General features: G+C 61.9%; 13 protein-coding genes. 5 read left to right on the top strand and 8 right to left on the bottom strand.

The genetic code is table 11. The features are described from left to right. Positions 1-37: 37 nt before the first annotated feature. From OJ996_RS10150 to OJ996_RS10140, 3 genes are all read right to left on the bottom strand, one after another. Positions 38-2,038, bottom strand: a complete 2,001-nt coding sequence (locus OJ996_RS10150) for an ATP-dependent helicase (RefSeq protein WP_264513442.1) — start codon at positions 2,036-2,038, stop codon at positions 38-40. Between the two features lie 75 nt (positions 2,039-2,113). Next, the gene (locus OJ996_RS10145; RefSeq protein ID WP_264513441.1) at positions 2,114-2,539 is read right to left on the bottom strand and encodes a hypothetical protein; all 426 of its coding nucleotides are present in this window, start codon (positions 2,537-2,539) and stop codon (positions 2,114-2,116) included. 64 nt (positions 2,540-2,603) lie between these two features. Beyond that, the gene (locus OJ996_RS10140; protein WP_264513440.1) at positions 2,604-3,350 is read right to left on the bottom strand and encodes a zinc metallopeptidase; all 747 of its coding nucleotides are present in this window, start codon (positions 3,348-3,350) and stop codon (positions 2,604-2,606) included. A 95-nt stretch (positions 3,351-3,445) separates the two neighbouring features. On the opposite strand from OJ996_RS10140, the gene OJ996_RS10135 reads away from it, so the two are divergent. Both OJ996_RS10135 and OJ996_RS10130 read left to right on the top strand, forming a co-directional pair. Continuing rightward, the gene (locus OJ996_RS10135) at positions 3,446-4,126 is read left to right on the top strand and encodes an SDR family oxidoreductase (RefSeq protein ID WP_264513439.1); all 681 of its coding nucleotides are present in this window, start codon (positions 3,446-3,448) and stop codon (positions 4,124-4,126) included. 72 nt (positions 4,127-4,198) lie between these two features. Further along, complete coding sequence (locus OJ996_RS10130) at positions 4,199-4,687, top strand: hypothetical protein (RefSeq protein ID WP_264513438.1); 489 nt, start codon at positions 4,199-4,201, stop codon at positions 4,685-4,687. A 180-nt stretch (positions 4,688-4,867) separates the two neighbouring features. Here the strand turns inward: OJ996_RS10130 and OJ996_RS10125 are convergent, their stop codons facing one another. The 4 genes from OJ996_RS10125 to OJ996_RS10110 form a co-directional block, all read right to left on the bottom strand. Next, a complete protein-coding gene (locus tag OJ996_RS10125) occupies positions 4,868-5,278 on the bottom strand; it encodes a hypothetical protein (RefSeq protein ID WP_264513437.1) in 411 nt (136 codons plus the stop codon). A gap of 47 nt (positions 5,279-5,325) precedes the next feature. Further along, complete coding sequence (locus OJ996_RS10120; protein WP_264513436.1) at positions 5,326-7,017, bottom strand: putative manganese-dependent inorganic diphosphatase; 1,692 nt, start codon at positions 7,015-7,017, stop codon at positions 5,326-5,328. Between the two features lie 116 nt (positions 7,018-7,133). Then, positions 7,134-8,885: an arginine--tRNA ligase gene (gene argS, locus OJ996_RS10115; protein WP_264513435.1), complete on the bottom strand. Its 1,752-nt coding sequence runs from the start codon at positions 8,883-8,885 to the stop codon at positions 7,134-7,136. Between the two features lie 101 nt (positions 8,886-8,986). Beyond that, on the bottom strand, positions 8,987-9,472 hold the full coding sequence (locus tag OJ996_RS10110) for a PTS sugar transporter subunit IIA (protein WP_264513434.1): 486 nt from the start codon (positions 9,470-9,472) through the stop codon (positions 8,987-8,989). A gap of 138 nt (positions 9,473-9,610) precedes the next feature. Between OJ996_RS10110 and OJ996_RS10105 the strand changes: the two genes are divergently transcribed. The 3 genes from OJ996_RS10105 to ligA are packed head-to-tail and all read left to right on the top strand — an operon-like array spanning position 9,611 to position 13,345. Then, entirely contained in the window at positions 9,611-10,105 is a 495-nt protein-coding gene (locus tag OJ996_RS10105) for a hypothetical protein (protein ID WP_264513433.1), read from the top strand. Between the two features lie 15 nt (positions 10,106-10,120). Further along, positions 10,121-11,149, top strand: coding sequence for a hypothetical protein (locus tag OJ996_RS10100; protein WP_264513432.1), 1,029 nt, complete (start codon positions 10,121-10,123; stop codon positions 11,147-11,149). Between the two features lie 27 nt (positions 11,150-11,176). Further along, a complete protein-coding gene (gene ligA, locus OJ996_RS10095) occupies positions 11,177-13,345 on the top strand; it encodes an NAD-dependent DNA ligase LigA (RefSeq protein ID WP_264513431.1) in 2,169 nt (722 codons plus the stop codon). Between the two features lie 35 nt (positions 13,346-13,380). On the opposite strand, the gene OJ996_RS10090 is transcribed toward ligA, so the two are convergent. Further along, complete coding sequence (locus OJ996_RS10090; RefSeq protein WP_264513430.1) at positions 13,381-16,950, bottom strand: ELWxxDGT repeat protein; 3,570 nt, start codon at positions 16,948-16,950, stop codon at positions 13,381-13,383. Positions 16,951-17,053 lie beyond the last annotated feature (103 nt).

The following is a 17,053-nucleotide window of genomic DNA, read 5'->3' as shown; positions in this document are numbered from 1 at the left end:
TGCCGGAAACGGAAGCACGTTCCGGGGCATCCCGTGCCTAGCTCTTGAGGAAATCCTTCAGGCCGCCGAAGAAATTGTCCAACTCCTCGTCATCCGCCTCCGCCCCCATCACATCGTCATAGGTGGTATGGATGAGATGGGTGTCATCCAGCTCCTCCAGGAAGCTGCTGGGCTGACAGGAAACCGGCTGCCCCCACTTCATGCGCTGGGTGCAGTAGGTCATGGTGAGCTTCAACTGCGCGCGGGTGATGCCGACGTAGAGCAGGCGGCGCTCCTCGTCCTTGGTGCCCTCCGTCACGCTGCGCTGGTGGGGAAGCACGCCCTCTTCCAAGCCCACGAGGAAGACATTCGGGAACTCCAGCCCCTTCGAGGCGTGGAGCGTGATGAGGGTGGCACCGGACTTCTTCTCCAGATCGTCGTCCTCACGGTCGGAAGCCAGCGCGCTATCGTCGAGGAACTTGCGCAGACTCTTGCCGCGTTCGACCGCCTTGGCGAGTTCGTTGACGACCTCGGAGAGCCCCTCGCCACGCTGCAACTTTTCCTGGTCCGTCTTGCAGCCACGTTCGAGCCACGGGAGATACTCGATCTCGTCGAGAAACTCCTTCAGCACCTCGTTGGCCGGCATGACCTTGGCATCCACCTTCATCTTCGCGGTGAGGACCTGGGTGGTGAAAGTCTCGATCGAGTTGCGGACCTTGGTGGAAAGCTGGGCGAGGAAGTTCTCGTCACAGAGGGCGCGCCAGACACTGGCACCGATCTCGCGGCTGAAGTCGGTGGCGAGCATCGCGGTCGCCTGACCGATTCCGCGAGGCGGCGAGTTGAGAACGCGCAGCAAGGGCACGTCGCCCTCCGGATCATCTAACAGGGCCGTGTAGGCCAGCGCGTCCTTCACCTCGCGGCGGTCGTAGAAGCTCTGGGCCCCGACCATGCGATAAGGGATCTTCCGTTCGCGCAGAGCCTCCTCCAACTTCCGGCTCTGCTTGTTGGTGCGGAAGAGGATTGCGAAATCTTCCCAAGGGCGGTTGCCGCGGGCCTTGTCCACGAGGATCTCCTCGGAGATGTAGGTGGCTTCCTCCTCATCGCCGGGCATGCCGACGAGCTGCACCGGCTCGCCGCCCATGATGGTGGACTTGAGCGACTTCTCGCGGCGCCCGGCGTTCCTGCGGATCAGGCTGTTCGCCGTGTGCAGGATGGCGTGGGTGGAGCGGTAGTTCTCCTCCAGCAGGATGATCTTGGGATTCGGGAAGAAGCGCTCGAACTCGAGGATATTCGCGCTCTCCGCACCGCGCCAGCCGTAGATGGACTGGTCGTCATCACCCACCACGCAGACATGGTAGGGCGGGCCGACAAGCTGCTGAAGGAGCTTCATCTGCAGACCGTTCGTGTCTTGGAACTCGTCGACCGTGACCCGCTTGTAAACGCTGCGGAAGTAGTCGCGCACGTCGCTGTGCTCGCGCAGAAGTTGTTCGGCAAGGAGCAGGAGATCATCGAAGTCGACGGCGTTCTGGGCGCGCATCTCGTTCTGATAAGCCACGGCGAGGGAGGCGAAGAAGTCGTCGTCCATGTCCTGAACGTCGCCGCCCTTGTTCTTCACCTTGGAGATCTCGGAGAGGACGGCTTCCGCCTTCACCTTCTCATCGCTGCCGCCCATGCGGACGATGAGCTGCTTCATGATGCCTACCTGATCGCTGCCGGAGCAGATCGAGAAGTTCTTCTTGTAGCCGAGCTTGTGGATGCCGCCGCGGAGCAGGCGCACGCAGAGCGAGTGGAAGGTGCAGACGGTCATCGCCTCCGCCTTCTTCTTCGAGACCATGCCGCCGATACGCTCGCGCATTTCCACCGCCGCCTTGTTGGTGAAGGTCACCGCGAGGATGTTCTCCGGCGCGATTCCCCGCTCGAGCATGTTCGAGATCCGGCATGTCACCGTGCGGGTTTTACCCGTACCTGCACCTGCAAGAATGAGGACCGGGCCATCGAGGGAGGCCACGGCATCCCGCTGGGCCTTGTTGAGTGAGTCGAAAGAAAAGCCCCCTGCCATGCGCGGGCGGGATGAGAGCGGGAAGCCGCCCTTTTTGCAATCCAACGGACGGAAAAACGCCGCCGCCCTACGCCCTCAAGGCGAGGCGGCCTCCTTTTCTTTCATCACCCGGGGCATGCGGCTGCCTTTAGCCACCAGAATCACGCCCCCGTCCGTGACCCGGATGGTGGTGCGGACCACCCTGATCACGACTTCCTTCCTGAAGGTGACGGTGTCCATCAGGTCGAAATCGAAGCTCTTGGATGTCGGATCCGTGCCGACCAGATAGTCCGGGACACCGTGCTCCCAGCTCACATCTTTCGTGAACTCGGCGAAAGTCGTCTCCTGCGGATACACGGTCAGCTTGCTGCCCTCCGACGACAGCGTGCATGGCGGGGAAATCCGGAGCAGGATCTCCCGCTTGAACTCGACCCTCTGCCACTTCTCCGGCGGGCCCTCGTCTGCTGCCACCGAGACCAAGGGCAGAGCGCAGATCGCCGGGAGAAGAAAGGACTTTCGCATGAGAACGGGGAGCTAGCGATAACGCTATGCATCCCCGATCGATCCGGCAAGGTCGTCCGCAGGCTTAGCGCTCGTCGCTGTTCCGCTGGCCGAGGATCAGCATTATGAAGTAGAGGGCTTGGGCGATCGCGCCGATGGCTCCGACCACGTAGGTCATCGCGGCCCAGAAAAGGGCGTTCTTCGCGCGGCTGTGCTCCATCTGGTTCGCGATGCCACTACGCTCCAGCCACACGAGGGCGCGCTTGCTGGCATCGAACTCAACCGGCAGGGTCACCACGGCGAAGAGGGCGGTCACGCCAAACACAGCGGCCCAGACCCAGAGCATCACCGGCGAACCCATGGTGGCCAAACCGAACACGGCCCCCATCATCAGGTATTGCTGAATGGTGCTGGCGAGCTGCACGGCGGGAACCATTTTCGAGCGGAAGCCCAGCCAGGCGTAGGCCTGCTGGTGCTGTACGGCGTGGCCCACTTCGTGAGCTGCCACCGCGGCGGCGGCCACGGAATTCACGTGGTAGACCACCTCGCTGAGGTTCACCGTCTTGCGGACCGGGTCATAGTGGTCGGTGAGCTGGCCGGGGGTGCTGATGACCTGCACATCGTGGATATTGTTCTGCCTCAACATCGCCTTGGCCACTTCCTCACCGGTCATGGAGATCGGGATCTGGGAATACTGGCGGAAACGGCGCTTCAGCATGCCGCCGACCATGAAGCTCAACAGCATGGAAGCGCCGATGATGAGAAAGTAGCCAACGGAAATCCCGCCGCCTTGCGGTTGTTGGGCAAGAAGGAGGAGCGAATCGAAAGTCATGTCCCCCAGCTTAGCGAGAATCCCCGGCCCTGCAACTTGCACGGGAGTGGAAATCCGGCCTTCATTTTCAAATCGCCAGACTTAGATTTTCCTGCATGAAGCACGTTTTGATCACCGGTTGCACCCGTGGCTTGGGCCTCGCGATGGCGCGCGGATTCGCGGCGCGGGGCTGGACCGTCTCGGGTTGTGGCACGAATGCCTCCGCCGCCGCGGCCCTGCAGAAAGAGCTGGGAGAGAAGCACCGGATCACCCGCTGCGACGTGACTTCGCCGGATGAGGTGGCCGCTTTCGCCGCCGATATCCTGGCCGGGCCGGGAGCGCCGGATCTGCTGCTGAACAATGCAGCTCTGATCAACCGGAACGCACCGCTCTGGGAGGTGACGCCGGAGGATTTCTCGCGAGTGATGGACGTGAACCTAAAGGGCGTGCACCTGATCTGCCGGGGCTTCCTGCCCGCGATGATTGCTCGCGGATCCGGGGTGGTGGTAAATTTCTCGTCCGGCTGGGGACGGTCGACTTCTCCCGAGGTGGCCCCCTACTGCTGCACGAAGTGGGGAATCGAGGGGCTGACCAGTGCGCTGGCCCAAGAGCTGCCGCGGGGACTGGCCGCTGTAGCGCTGAATCCGGGGATCATCGACACGGACATGCTGCGGAGCAGTTTCGGCTCGGCCTCCTCCGCCTATCCGGACCCCGCGCATTGGGCGGTGAAGGTGGTGCCCTTCCTGGAGAAGCTGGGGCCATCCGATAACGGGGCAGCGCTCACCGCCCCGCAGTGAAAGAAGGAAGGAAGAATGCCATTGAAGTGTCCGGAGGCGGAGCTTTGATATGGGATATTCATTTACCCTCTCATGAAAGCATATCTTCTTCTGGCCACGCTCTTCCTCGGCAGCCCGCTTGCCGGTGCCGCACCGAGCATCAAAGACTACTTCCTGAAGATCCCGCCCCAAGGATTCACCGAGGGCACCCTGCCACAGTTGGTGGAGATCATGCAGGACGGCAACGGCCTGATCGATACGAAGAACGGCTACTTCCGACTGGAGGGCGATGGCGCTCAGGTGTCCCTGCAGGGAGCGCTGTTCCGGTATCCGGATCAGGAGCCTTTGCTGGTGGTGGCGTGGGGGAATCTGGAAGAGCCGGACTTCACGCACCTGACGCTTTTCAAAGAAGTGAAGGGCAAGATGGTGGTGGCGGACCGGAAGATCTTCCCGGTGGGGGATTCCGATGAGCGCAGATTCGAACTCCCGAGGCACGGACGGACGGTGATCGTGCGCGATGCAGCAGGGAAAGAGGTCTCGCGGTGGACTTGGGTGAAGGATGCGTTTGTAAAGGAGAGGTGACCCGCTCCGGCGGCACGAAGAGGCGGAAAGGCGGGCATTGTTTGGTGAAGGGCTGCCTCATTGTGCTCCTTCAGAGCACCGGTCAATTCCACGGGCCACCCAGGGTTACGTCGCTTCCGCTCCTTACCCTGGGCTATCTCCCTGACGCCCCTTTGGGGGCTCCAGAAAGAAAGGCAGGAATCACTTCTTCACCTCTTCGCCGAAGAAGATCGGCTTGTTGCTGTCGCCGAAGGCGACGAAGGGAAGCTTGTCGCGGACGAGTTGGTATTCCTTCCCCTTCCCCGTGATCTCGATCTGCCAGTCGCCGCTGTTGATGTGGCGGTTCTCGTCGTTGACGACAGGCTTCTCCAGCTTCACGAGCTTGAAGGTGGTGCCGGCCTTGGTCTTGAAGGTCGATTTGTCCACGGCGGTGAGATCCGCCTGCCAGACGATCTCCTCACCCTGTTTGTTCCCCTGCTCGAACTCGATCTTCGGAGCGGCCGCAGCGGTATCCAGGCGGATGCAGCCGAAGCGGTTCAGCCAGAACTCGTAGCGTTCGGCTTGAGCCGGGGTGATCAGAGCAAGGCCTGGGAGGAGCCAGCGGAGAATCATCACGTTTCCCTTATCAGGAAGACATGGCTTCCACAAGCGGGAAGGCCTCAGTTCGCGCGGCGGAGCGCTTGGCAGACGGCGGGGAAGATCTGCTTCTTCCGGCTCACCACACCTGGCGCGTCGTAGAGGCTGGCGTCGATCTTGGCGTAAGGAATGTTCGCAACGAAGCTCGGCTCGCCCGCCGCCAGCACCAGGCTGTGGTGTTCTGCGATATCCGTGACGACCAACACGGCCAGTTCGTAGCCGTTCTCCTTCACCAGCGCCTTGAGCGCCGTCTCCAGCTCCTCGCGACGCGGCGCGAAGCCTTGCAGGCCGAGCTCCTCGACTTGGGCAATCGTGACCTTCACGCCTTCATCGACGAACTCCTTGCGGTCGGCATTCAGGATCGCGTCCGGGGTGCCGGTGGCGAGCAGGGAGCCGACGGCGAAGAAGTCCTTCTTGAAGCTGGCGGGATCGATCCCGGCGAGTTCGCTGAGCCAACCGAGCATTTCATGATCGAGCTCCGCGGTGGTCGGCGAAGTCAGGCAAAGCGTGTCCGCGATAATGCCCGCGCAGAGGCAGAGGGCGGTGCCGCGGTCCGGCTCCAGGTAGCGGTGGCGGAATTTACGCGCGACGAGGGTGGAGGTGGAGCCCACCGGCTCATTCAGGAAGCGGATCGGCTCGCGGGAGACCAAGTCGCCGGCGAGGCGGTGGTGGTCGATCACCTCGACAATCTCCGACTCCTCCACGCCGGTGACGGCTTGGGCGAATTCGTTGTGATCCACCAAGGCGAGACGCGTGCGCGGCGGATCGATCAGGTCGGACTTCGAGAGCACGCCGACCATCTCCTTGGTGATGGCGTCCTCCACCGGGAAGAGATCCTGCTCCAGCGGGGCGAGGCTCTTCCGCAGGCGCGAGACCGGCTCGTTCCCCGCGATATTGATGAAGTCCTTGTCCATCACGTGACGGACCGTGCGGGAGCAACGGATGAGGGTCGAGGAGCTGGCGGTGTCCTGGGAACAGAGCAGCACGACCACGCCGCGCTTCTTGGCGAGATCGCGCAGGGCGGGCTCGACGCCATTACCTCCGGTGACGAGCAGGGCGCGGGCGCCGTTCTCGATCGCGTAATGCTGCACCACGGGACGGTCCCCGCAGATGACGAAGAAGCGGTTCACGTTCCCCTCCTTCGCCGCGAGCTTCAAGCGGCGCTCGACGGTGGATTGAGAGGAGGCGCCGACAAGCAGGATCAGTTCCTCCTCGTCATCGCCCAAGGGCATCTCTGCGCCGACGCTCTCCGCCTGGAGGGTCACGGCTATCTTGGAAAGCGAGACGCTGACGGTCCGGGCGTGAATGCCGCTGGCATCGCCGGGGACGAGCAGCTCCAGCAAATCGAGATAGCGGAGGATGCCGTGGACGTGGCCATCCGCATCCACCACCGGCACGCAGCGCACGCCGCTGGCGAGCATGCGGCGGTAGGCCACGAGGAAGGTATCGGTGGGCGCGACCTGTACGACATCCCGGCGGCAGATCATGCCCGCGGTGGCGCGGACATCCATGACCAGCGGGGGCGTCTCGATCCCGGCCTGCTCCAGCACCCAGGCGGTGCGCGCCGGGACATCCCCGCAACGCGCGGCGATAGCGGCAGGCTCACCCGTGGCACGCAGCAACGCGGCATTCCCGATGGCGGAACAGATCGCATCCGTGTCCGGGTTCCGGTGGCCGATAACGTAGAATGGCAGGCTGCGGCGGGGCGATTCCATGGGGTGGGAGAGAAGTTCCGGATTCCAGATCCTGAGATCCAATCGGGGCGGCGGGATAATTGATGACTTATGTGGATGCGCAAGCAAGGGATGCGAGTCCCCTTCCCCATGTTGTCTTACATCTGGTCCGGGCAGCGGATGCCGAGCAGGCCGAGGCCGTGGACGAGCACGCGGCTGGTGAGCTCGCAGAGGAGCAAGCGGCTATTCCGCAGCGGCTCCTCGGCCTTGAGGACCGGGCAGGCTTCGTTGAAGGAGTGATAGGCACGCGCCAGCTCCAGCAGGTAGTTTGCCAGCAGGTTCGGGCGATGATCGTCGAGAAGCGTGGGCACCACCTCGCCATAGCGGGCGAGGAAGCGGGCCAAGTGGATCTCGGCATCCTCGACCAAGAGCGGGGTGACGGTGGAGAGGTCCACCGCTTGCTCCAGCTTACGGAAGATCGAACGGCAGCGGACGACGCTGTATTGAAGATACGGTGCGGTATCCCCCTGCAGGGCGAGCATCTTGTTCAGATCGAAAACATAGTCCGAGAGGCGGTGATGCGAGAGCTCGGTGAACTTCACAGCGCTGATACCGATAAGCTCGGCGAGAGCCTTGCGGTCCTCCTCCGTCTCAACCCGGCTGCGCTCCGCGACGGCGCTGGCAGCGGCGACAACGGCTTCATCCAAGACGTCATCGAGCTGCGGCAGATCCCCTGCCCGCGTCTTGAGCGGCTTGCCATCGGTGCCGAGGATGGTGCCAAAGGAGATGTGGCGCAGGTCCATCTCGCCATAACCGAGGCGTGCGGCGACGGAGAAGAGCTGGTGGAAGTGCTGGGACTGGCGGTGATCGACCACATACCAAGCGGCATCCGCCTTCCATTCCTTGCGGCGGAACTCGACGGTAGCGATGTCCGTGGTGGCGTAGTTGAAGGCGCCATCGCTCTTGCGGATGATCATCGGGAAGTCCGTCCACTCGCCATCCTTGCGGATGAGGAAGGGGTCCTTCGCCTGATCGGCGGGCTCGCCATTTGAGAAAATGCAGAGGGCGCCCTCGCTTTCGCGGGCGATGCCATCCGCCTGGAGACGCTCGACGAGAGGCGCGAGCGCGTCGTTGTAGGCGCTCTCACCCAGCCAGTGGTCGAAGCTGACATCGAGGCGATCGTAGATCTTATCTAGACCCGCGCGAGAGAGCTCGATGCAGCGCTGCCAGATGGCGAAGTTTTCTTCATCCCCCTGCTGGAGTTTCACCAGCTCCTGGCGGCAGGCTTCGCGGATCGACTCATCCGCCTTCGAGGAATCGCTGGCGTGGCGATAGAGGCGCAGGAGTTCCTGGAGAGGATTCTCCAAGAGGGCTTGCTCGTTCAGGCCCTGCTTCCATGCCCAGGTGACCATGCCGAACTGGGTGCCCCAGTCGCCGATATGGTTATCCGTGATGACATGGTGACCAAGGAAGCGGGCAATGCGGGAAAGCGCGTCGCCGATGATGGTCGAGCGGATGTGGCCGATGTGCATCGGCTTGGCCACGTTCGGCGCGGAGAAGTCGAGCACGATGGTCTTCTTCTCCGCGGCTTCCGGCACACCGAGGCGGGGGTCCGCGAGCTGCTCCTTGGCCCGGGCGGCGAAAGAGGAGGGGGCGAGCTTGAAATTGATGAAGCCGGGGCCGGCGATATCAGCAGTGCCGAGGTCGGCCAGATCCAAGGCGGCGATCACCTGCTCGGCCAGTGCACGCGGATTGGTCTTCCGCTGCTTGGCCAGCGCCATTGCGGCATTGCTCTGGTAATCGCCGAAGCGCAGGTCGGCGGCCGCAACGACGGGGGCGGAAACGGTCTCGCCGAGCACGCTCTGGAAGGCATTCGCCAAACGGGCTTCTAGGTCCTGGATGAGGGTCATGGGAAAATCGATACGGGATTCACCGCGAAGTCGCTGGCAAGGCCAAGCGGGAAAGAGAGACGGAACGCACCCTTCGCGGGAGGGAATGTGCGGATCCGGCTTCAGGAGGCACCGTTCGCGGCAGCTTTGGAAGGCTTGCCGGCGAAGATGTCGAGGATCTCCTGATGCTGGCCTGCGGAGGCAAGTCGTCGTCGGATCTCGACATTCGTGAACATCTTCGCGATCGCCGCGAGGGTCTGGAGGTGCAGGTGGTAGTCCTTCTTCGGCACGAGGAAGAGGATGACAAAATGCACGGGACGCTGGTCGAGGGCCTCGAAGTCGATGCCCTCCTTGGAACGGCCGAAGACGGCGACGACCTTGTCCAGCTTGTCGGAAAAGGCATGGGGAATGGCCACGCCGTGGCCCACGCCGGTGCTGACCTGCTCCTCCCGGATCTTCAGGGCGGCGAGGACTTCATCGCGCAGGCTGGCATCCAGCGAAGAACAGGCGACGAGGTGATCGATCAGCTCGACGATGGCAGGCCAGTGCTCTCCCGCGGCCATCTCGAGGATGATCCTGTCGGAGCTCAGTAGGTTGGCCAACTTCATGTTTTGCTAGAAAGATCCGGTTCCTGCGGTCGCGCGGGGCGCCGGAGGTACTCATGGGCATAGTAATTTGCAAGCGGATTTCCGGCAAGGTCATTGGCACTTGCGGACCCGGCGGGGGCGTCCTTAGCCTTGCCGCCTATGCGCCTGATCTCGCGGGGACTCGTTATCATCGGAGCCATGGTCCTCTGCCAGTGTGCGGGGAGCATGGGAAGCGGCAACATGGGGGGCCCGACCGTGGAAGAGCGGAAGGCCGCAATCGCCTCCGAGCCGTCCGGGGATTTCTTCTACGGCCGCCGCTACTACGTGCAAAAGACCCGCTTCTGGGGCTACGTGCGCCGCCCGAAGCAATCCTGGGACAAGGCAAAGCTGGTGATCTTCCGCGAGGACAAGAAGCGCAACCCGGACCGCTTCCACGAGAACGGCCCGGACGGCCAGCGCTACGGCTTCGATAACAACTACGAGTACAAGCTGAACGGTTACTTCACCGGCAAGGATGCCTATGATCCGAACAGCAACCAGTTCCTGCCCGAGTTCATGCTGACGGGCTATGAGGTGACCAACCGGAATCCCGGCTGGCTCTTCCGCCCGGATGACCGCTACGATCCTTACCGGATCACGATTTATGCGCGCTGAGACGCGATCTCCCTCATGAGTTCCCAAGACCCTTTCCGTTCCCGGCAATCCAAACCCTCGCGGGAGATGGGCGATGCGCCCGGCATCGGCCGCGTGTCGAAATTCCGCACGGGTAGCGGTGGCCGCGCCAGCAAGGTCACGGCGGTGGACAGCATCGACCGGAAGCTGAGCATGGTGAGCGGGCTGGGTGTCTTCCTGCTGCTCTGCGGGCTGATCGTCGTCGTTCTTGCGGCGTGGGTTTTCATCAGCTCCCGGAAGAACGAGGAGGCGGCGAAGAAGATCGAGAATCTCCAACTGCCTGCCGTAGTGGCCAAGGATGCTCCCACCAGAGACACCGTAGCGATTCCTTCGGCGATCGAGTTGCAGGCGATCGTGGACAAGTTTCTGAATGCCCGTAGCGAGGAGGTGGTGACAAGCCTGATCCGGAAAAGTGACCAGCCGATGCCGGTGATTCTGGAGAAGCTGGCAGGACTGGAAGCCAAGGACGGCAAGCTGCAAAGCCTGAAGACGCTCGATAACGTCTCCAGCCAAGCGCTGCGGCAGCAATCGGTGCTGGTGACTTTCAAGGGCGGGCGGAACCGGCTTGCCATCCTTTCGCCCGATGAGGCGGGGCAGTGGCGGGTGGATTTCGATGGCTTCGACCGCTACCTGAGCAAGCCTCTCGATGAGATTCTTTCCGGGAAGGATCTCGATGCACGGGTGCGCTTCTACGTCTCCGCCGATTCCTACTATAATGGTCGTTTCAAGGACGACTCACAGTGGGCCTGCTACGGGATGGCCTCGCCGGACAGTGATCAGCTCATGTTCGGCTATGTGGCGGTGGATAGTCCCCAGCACAAGGCACTGAGATCGCTGATCGCCTCCAAGGCCGAGGCGCGGAACACGAAAACGACGCGCAGCCGCCTGCTGCGGATGATGCTGGATATCCGCCACCATGCGGATGGTGAGGCGCGGCAGTTCGAGATCCTGCGCGTGCTCTCCGATGAGTGGGCGCTGGGGCCCACCCCGCTGGACGAACTGCTGGATGCACCGGCGGTGCGCTAGCTTCTTCTTTTGCATTGCCCAGCGCCGATGGACGATCTTTTCAACACCTGCATGGCCGGCATCGAAGAACGCATTCTCCATCTCCGCTCCGAACTGGAGCGCCACAACCGGCTCTACTATACGGATGCCACGCCGGAGGTCTCCGATGCGGAGTACGACAAGCTCTACCGCGAGCTGGAGGATCTGGAGAAGAAGCACCCGGAGTTCGATGATCCGAATTCTCCCACCAAGCGGGTGGGAGGCGAGCCGCTCGATAGTTTCAAGCAGGTCAAGCACTTGGTCCGGATGCTCAGCATCGACGATGTGTTCGAGTTGAAGGCTCCTGACGAGCCTCCGGCGGACTTCGTGGCGGAGGCGGAGCTGATCGACTTTTACCGTCGTCTTCAGAAGAACCTCGGGCGCGAGGAGATCGCGGTGACCGTGGAGCCGAAGATCGATGGCGTGGCGGTCTCGCTGGTCTATCGCGATGGCACCCTGAGCTATGCCGCGACCCGTGGCGACGGCACGACCGGCGATGACATCACGAACAACGTGCGGACGATCCGCTCGGTGCCTTTGAACCTGAAAGCCGGGGCCCCTGCCCTGCTGGAAGTGCGCGGGGAGATCTACATGCCGAACGAGGCCTTCGCGGCGATGAATGCGGAGCGCGACGAGGCAGGGCTACCGACCTTCGTGAACCCGCGCAATGCATCCGCCGGGGCGCTCAAGCAGCTCGACCCGAAGCTGGTGGCGAAACGGCCGCTCGCCTTCCTTGCACACGGCCTGGGAGCCTACGAGGGGCCGTCGCTGGCATCCGAAGCGGACTTCCATGCGCTGTTAGAGGCGATGGGTATACCGCGGAACAAGCCGGTGCTGACGGTGGTCACGCTGGAGGAACTATTGGAGGCTGTCGCCCAAATCGACAAGGAGCGGCATGATCTGGGCTACGGCACCGATGGGGCGGTGGTGAAGGTGCTAGACCGTGGCGAGCGCGAGAAGCTGGGCTACACCTCCCGCGCGCCGCGCTGGGCCGCCGCCTACAAGTTCCTGCCGGAGCAGAAGGAAACGCTGCTGAAGGACATCACCATTCAAGTGGGCCGGACCGGCGTGCTGACTCCGGTGGCGGAGCTGGAACCGGTCTTCGTCTCCGGCACGACCGTTTCCCGGGCGACGCTGCACAACGAGGAGGAGATCCAGCGCAAGGACGTCCGGATCGGCGATACCGTAGTCATCGAGAAGGCGGGCGAGATCATCCCTGCCGTGGTGCGGGTGGTAATGGAGAAGCGGCCCGCGAACTCGAAGCCTTTTTCGCTGCTGGATCACATCGGCGGCAAGTGCCCGTCCTGCGGTGGCCCGGTGTCGAAGGAAGAGGGCTTCGTCGCGTGGCGCTGCACGAACTTCGAATGCCCGGCACAGGCGGTTTCCAAGATCCGGCAGTTCGCCTCGCGGAAGGCGCTGGATATCGAGGCGGTCGGCGGCATCGTCGCGGAAGCCTTGGTGAACCGCGGGCTCTGCCACACCCCGCTCGATCTCTTCACCCTGACGGCCGAAAGCCTCGCAACGCTCAATCTAGGGACCGACGAGGCCGTGCGGCGCTTCGGGGAGAAGAATGCCGCGAAGGTGATCGAAGCGCTGCAGGTCGCCCGCGAAAAGCCGCTGGATCGCTGGCTCTTCGCGATGGGAATCCGCCAGGTGGGCGAGTCCGCGGCGAAAGAACTCGCGCGTCTCCACGAAACGCTGACCGCTCTCGCCAGCTCCGAGATCCTGCCGGAACTGCGCATCGACACTCGCCCGGATGCGAAGAAGAAGAACCCGAAGCTACAACCCTACGCGATCTCCGCCGATGTCGCGCAAGTGGTGGCGGAAGCGGTGATGGCCTTCTTTGAATCCGAAGGTGGCAAGCACGTGCTGGAACGCATGGCCGAACTGGGCATCGATCCGAAGTCGGAGAACTATTTGCCCAAGCCCGCGGAAGCAGACCTCTCGGAAATGCCGCTGGCGGGGAAGACCTTCGTGATTACAGGCACTCTCTCGATGGGGCGTGATGAGATGAAGCGCTTCCTCGAATCGAAAGGCGCGAAGGTCTCCGGGTCGATCTCCGCGAATACGGACTACCTGCTCTCCGGCGAGGGCGGTGGCTCCAAGCGGGACAAAGCCGAGAAGCTGGGCGTGAAGGTGATCGGCGAGGAGGATCTCGCCACTCTGTTAGGGAGCTGAGGGCAGGCCTGGGAAATTCGGACCTGCGGTGTTCCTTACTGCGCGCCAAGCTTCACCACCCGATAGAATCTTCTATTCACCTGACCCGGCTCAACGTGTGTTTGGGGCGGCCCAAGGTCAGTCCATTCCACCCGGTTCGATCTCGCGTCGATCGGATCCGGACAAGGAGTCCACGAAGTGCCATTGTCACTGTACTCCACGACATAGCGCCGCCCCGCTCTCGCAGGGAATCGCAAGGTGAACCCTTCTGCCGTTCTTTGGACCCCTTCGATCACGAACGGCAGTTCCGGAGGCACCGCTTGCACCACGAACTCCGGAGCAAAGGTCCCGAGTCCGCCCGGAGCCTCGATCCAGAGGACCAACTGGGTGCTAGTTCCCGAGGCAACCTGAGAGGGATAAAGAAGGATCCGACCATCCTCGGCACCCTGAAGCGTGACCCCGGAAGGTAGATTCCTGACGACAACTTCAAAGGGCCCGACCGAACCTACCCACGGATTGGTCAAAACAGCCACCAAACGATAGAAACCGGTCTCCGGGTCAAAGGTGACAGTGGCGGGATCGACCTCGATGTCCGGGAGAGGCAAGGCCGCGACCAAGCCGACCTCCGTCGGAGCGACATCCGCTGTCGTCGAAGAGACCCTGAGGCTAACGGAAGCCGCTTCACTGGCACTCACCCGGGTGATCATGAAGGTCGTGCTTTCGCCAGGAGCCAAGGTCGTTTGCGTTTGTTGGGTGGAGAGTTGGAAGACGCCGGTATCCGGTGGGTCGAGCACGATCTGAACTCCATGCAAGCCGGACTCTCCCTCGTTCCGGATACGGAAGGTTTTCCCAGCACCACCGGTTTCGGTGGAATCCCATGTCACTTCACCTCCCGAGGCGGGAAGCATGCTTCCTCCTGGCTGTTCAACCATGATCACCGGCTTCAGGTCGAGCGCCCAGAGCTCCTTGCCATGCTCGATCGTCGAAGCGATAACAAACACCTTCTTGGAGGTCGCGATGATCCTTTCTATGGTCGCTCCTTCCACTCCATCGAACCGCGGCAGGGCGATTGTCCCCTGTGCGGTGCCATCACTCCGCCACAACCTGCATTCCAATGTATCGGGCAAAAAGGCAGCAAAGTAGACGCGCTCCGGAGTCGACACCAGCTTGTATGGATTCCGGGGACCACCCGAGGCCTGCGGAAGGACTTTGAAGGTTCCGGCCGAAGTGCCATCGCAGACCCAGAGTTCAGACATCAAACCTGTCTCGGAAGTCGGAAAGAAGACGCGACCACCTTGCACCGCGAACGACGAGCCGAACTCTGGCGTCGCAGGCGTGATATTTTTCACCGGCTGGGTTCCAACGCTCGTGCCATCCGTCTTCCAGATCGTGCTACCCGATGAGAAAATCAGATTGGTGCCATGAGTTCTCACCAAGCTGCCCGAGCCCAAACCATTGCCGGTTCCCGGGACAATGTCCCGGAGCTGGAAGGTCCCGGACTCGGTCCCATCGCTACGCCACAGCTCTCTTCCTGTCGGAGCGTTGGTGGCTTTGAAATAAACGAAATCCCCTGCCGATGTTATCGAGGCGGGATAGGCAGAGAACATCAGATCCTGACCGCTGAAATTATTGGAGATATCCTTGATGAGCCCGGTTCTCTTCAGGCTCCCGTCCGAGCGCCAGAGTTCCTCCCCATTGGCCGCCGTTCTGGCACCGAAGAACACGAAATCACCTGCCGATGCGAAGGGAAGCGAGATGGGATTCTGTCCACCAGGCTCGATTGCCATCACCATTGAAGTCCCTTCCGACGTCCCGTCCGAGCGCCAGAGCTGTGCGGAGTTCACGCCGTCGTTCGCCAGGAAAAACAATAGCCCGTGATGATCGATCAGATACATCGGACTGGAGCTGGAAGCGCCCGGAAAAATGTCCTTCACCATGAAGGTCCCCTCGGGTGTGCCATCGGTTCTCCACAGCTCAAATCCGTGAGCTTCCCGATATCCCTCGAAGAAGATTAGATCCCCTGACTGTGTGAGGTAGGAGGGTCCGGTGCTGCCGGTGCCGGGATTGCTGTCCGCAACCATTCTGGTTCCTTCCTGGGTGCCATCCGTCTGCCACAGCTCGTTACCATGCTCGGGCGTGAACCCGGCGAAATAAACGATGTCTCCGACCGCGATCCAATCGCCGTCGGCAAAGTTCCCGATACCCGACCCCGCGGCCGGCTCCAAGTCCTTCACGATCGAAGTGCCCCCCGCAGTTCCATCGGATCGCCAAAGTTCGCGGCCTCTTGTGCCATCGTTCGCAGTGAACAGGATTCCGTCCTTGAAAGCGGCCATCTTCGCCGGGTCGCTCGATCCGCTTCCTTGGCGGATATCGGCAACGCGCAAAGTACCTGAGACGGTGCCATCCGTCTTCCATAGTTCCTGACCGCTGGTTCCGTCGTTGGTCGAGAAAAAGAGAATGCTTCCGGCCACCTTCCGATCTTGGATCTCCACTCCCTCGGTGCCGGGGCGGATCTCTGGCAGCATCACCGTTCCCACGGTAGTCCCGTCGCTCGCCCACAGTTCGTAACCGCGCCCTGCTGTCGAGGCGGCGAGAACCAAATAGGATCCCAGATTGGCAATCAGCTTCGCGCCGCTCCCCGAAGCGCCCGGCACCAGATCCTTTACCATCGTGGTGCCTTCGGCGGTGCCGTCGCTTCTCCATAGTTCGATTCCGTGGCTGCCATTACTGCCACCGAAATAAACGGCACCTCCGTTCACGACGAGTTCACCATCTTCCACGTTCGCAAGACCTGATCCTACCCCCGGAGAAAGATCTTTTACCAATCTCGTGCCTTCGGATGTCCCATCGCTGATCCACAGCTCCATCCCCGAGATGCCGTCATCCGCACAGAACAGGAGTTGTGAACCGAAAGCCGTGAGGCACTTCAGCCCCGGCGAAACCTGCGGGGGGACAATTGTTTTGAGAAGCGAGGTGCCGCCCGACGTGCCATCGCTTCGCCAAATCTCGATTCCGTTTATCCCATCGTCTGCCAAGAAATAGAGGAGGTCACCCGCGACGGTGAGACTACGAGGCTCTGACGAACCTGATCCTTGGCGGATGTCTTTCACCATCCATGTGCCAGCGGCAGTCCCGTCGCTACGCCAAAGCTCCGTGCCATTAACCGTGTCGTTGGCCGTGAAATACAGCAAGTTGCCTTTCGGGGTGAAACGCGCGGGAAACGATGATCCCGTCCCCGGCGCGATATCCTTGACCAGCACCGTACCGCCCGAGGATCCGTCGCTTTTCCAAAGCTCCTTCGCGCTGCTACGTCCACCTGCAAAGAAGATGGTTGAGCCGACCCGCGTCAGATTCGACGGGGAATCGGGCGCTGTGCTTACCAAGCCGGTGTTGTAGACAATGGAAGTGCCTTCAGGTGTTCCGTCGGTTCTACGGAGCTGATATCCGTTAACACTGTCCTTAGCGGTGAAATAGGCGACATCCTCAAGCGCCAGGATTTCAAGCGGCTCTGAACCCGCACTCCCGGTCGCCGGGTTGAGGTCCTTGACGAGATAAGGCGTCGCACCAAGAGCAATTCCGGAAGCAGCTAGGAAGATCGTTGCCTTGAAAACTCGGAGAGGGAACATGCGCTTGACTCCCCTTCTAAACCCCATGTCTCCGGAGGTCAATCCGACGCTCCGGGACTATCACTCACGATTCCAATCGGCGCTGCAACATCCCGTCCTAACG

This window comes from Luteolibacter rhizosphaerae (assembly GCF_025950095.1).
GTDB lineage: Bacteria > Verrucomicrobiota > Verrucomicrobiia > Verrucomicrobiales > Akkermansiaceae > Haloferula > Haloferula rhizosphaerae.
The sequence above is the reverse complement of the archived record's forward strand: the minus strand, read 5'-3'. Positions and strand labels throughout refer to the sequence as shown.